Annotated in this window: 2 protein-coding genes; one reads left to right on the plus strand and one right to left on the minus strand. The window is 71.4% G+C overall.

Annotation, left to right across the window (positions count from 1 at the left end):
* Positions 1–447 precede the first annotated feature (447 nt).
* On the plus strand, positions 448–1,119 hold the full coding sequence (locus ACWF0M_RS38085) for a DNA-3-methyladenine glycosylase (RefSeq protein ID WP_452240638.1): 672 nt from the start codon (positions 448–450) through the stop codon (positions 1,117–1,119).
* Between the two features lie 42 nt (positions 1,120–1,161).
* Here ACWF0M_RS38085 and ACWF0M_RS38090 read toward each other — a convergent pair whose 3' ends face one another.
* Positions 1,162–2,109, minus strand: coding sequence for an LLM class flavin-dependent oxidoreductase (locus ACWF0M_RS38090; protein WP_452240639.1), 948 nt, complete (start codon positions 2,107–2,109; stop codon positions 1,162–1,164).
* Positions 2,110–2,180 lie beyond the last annotated feature (71 nt).

Genomic DNA, 2,180 nt, shown 5'->3' on the forward strand with positions numbered 1-2,180 from the left:
GCCCGACCTCGCGCCCGACCTCGCGCCCGACCTCGCGCCCGACCTCGCGCCCGACCTCGCGCCCGACCTCGCGCCCGACCTCGCGCCCGACCTCGCGCCCGACCTCGCGCCCGACCTCGCGCCCGACCTCGGGGCCGGCCGGCGGGATGGACCGGGGGTGCATGCGGTGGTGCGGTGCGTGCGGTGGTCCGGTGGAGCGGGCGGTGGTGCGGTGGAGCGGGAGGGTGGTGGTGCGGGCGGGTGATGGTGCCGGTGGGTGGTGGTGCGGTGGGGGCTGGAGACAGGAGCTGGTGGGCGGAGACAGGGAATGTCGGGTGCCAGGTCTCCACGGCCTGTTGCGAGTCTCCGGATGCCGCCACCGACGCCCGCACATCTGACCGGAGCGCCGGAAATCCTCCCCACACCTCCGTCCCGCGACACTTGGACGCGTCGTTTAGGGTGCTGCGCATGCCCGTGCGCCGCTCGCTTCTTGCTGGTCCTGTGCTGGAGGTGGCGCCTCGGTTGTTGGGGATGGTGCTGCGCAGCACCACCGAGGAGGGGGCGGTCGCGGTCCGGCTCACCGAGGTCGAGGCGTACGACGGCCCGAACGATCCCGGCTCGCATGCGTACCGCGGCGAGACCGCGCGCAATGCGGTGATGTTCGGCCCGCCGGGCTTCCTCTATGTGTACTTCACCTACGGCATGCACTTCTGCATGAACGTGGTCGTCGGCCCGGAGAGCAAACCGTCGGCCGTCCTGCTTCGGGCCGGCGAAGTGATCGAAGGACTTGAGCTCGCCCGCGCTCGTCGTGGTCTGCCCGCTGTACAGAAGGTCGTCGGCAACCAGGTCCGCCAGGGGCCACAGGTCAAGCGCTCGAGGATCAACCCGGACCGCGACCTCGCGCGCGGTCCGGCTCGGTTGTGTGTTGCCCTCGGCATCGGACGTGAAGGCAATGGCGCCGACCTGCTCGCGAAGAACTCACCCATCGAGTTGCTCGACGGCCCCGGCTTCGAGGGCCAACCCGCGACCGGCCCACGCGTCGGCCTGCGCGAGGCCGCCGACCGGCCATGGCGCTTCTGGATCCCCAACGACCCGACGGTCTCCCCGTATCGCCCGCACGTCCCGAAGAAGCGCGCCTAGAGCGTGTCTCCCGGCCCCTTGCCTCGGACCGGGAGAAACGCTCTAGCGGTTCGCCAGCTCGAGGACGTAGTCCAGCTGCGGCAGCCCGTGCTCCACCTCCGGATCCGGGAACAGGCCGATGTGCTGCACCCCGGCCGCCTCCAACGTCTCGATATGCGCGGCCGCGTCGTCGAGCGTTCCGATCGCCCCGATCGCGGTCCACCAGTCGCTCGGCATCCCCACCAGTCCCGCCTCGCCCGACGCGTCGTACAGCTTTTTCATCTCGTCGAAGAACGGCAGCGCAGTCAGCTGCGGCGGCCGCTCACTGATCCGCCAGCCGAGCCACGGCGCGGTCCACTCGTACGCCGTCTTGCGGTCTTCGCGCACGCACATCGCCGCGAACACCGCGACCATGAACCCCTCGGGCGATCCGGCGTACTCCACCGACTGACGCACGTACGGCGCGGTCGCCGGCTCGGCCAGCACGACTCCGCCCGCGACCCGCCCGGCGAGCGCCATCGACTTCGGGCCCTGGACCCCGAGCAGGATCGGCGGCACCTCCGCCGGCGGCGCGTCCAGCTTCACCTTGTCGAGGAACACCGTCTTGCCCTCGAAGCTGACCTCCTCGCCGCCGAGCAGCCGGGTGACGCTGGTGGTGACTTCCTCGAGCGCCGTCAGCGGTGACTTCGGCCGGACGCCCATCTGGCCCATCCAGGACTGCACGCCATGACCGATGCCGGGCAGGAACCGCCCCGGCCCGAGCGCCTCCAGCGTCGCGAACTCCATCGCGGTCACCGCGGCCGTGCGGGCGACCGCCGGCACGATCCCGAGCCCGACGGTCAGCCGCTCCGTCGACGTCAGCGCGGCCGCCACCAGCGACGGCCCGGCCGTGAAGAAGCAGTCCTCGATGATCCACAGTTCGTCCGCGCCACCACGGTCGAGCCGCCGCGCCACGTCGGTGACGAGCGCGGCCGGGTAGGTACGCGGGAAGCACATTCCTAGACCGGTCACGGGGCCTCCCGGTCTGGACTGAGGAGCGGAAGGAGCGAAGCGACTGGAGCGACGAGGGAAGACCGGGAGCA

Source organism: Kribbella sp. NPDC055110 (genome assembly GCF_053607525.1).

Excerpts from the sequence above, each read along its gene's own strand:
- ACWF0M_RS38085 (WP_452240638.1), top strand. The coding sequence starts at position 448 with ATGCCCGTGCGCCGCTCGCTTCTTGCTGGTCCTGTGCTGGAGGTGGCG.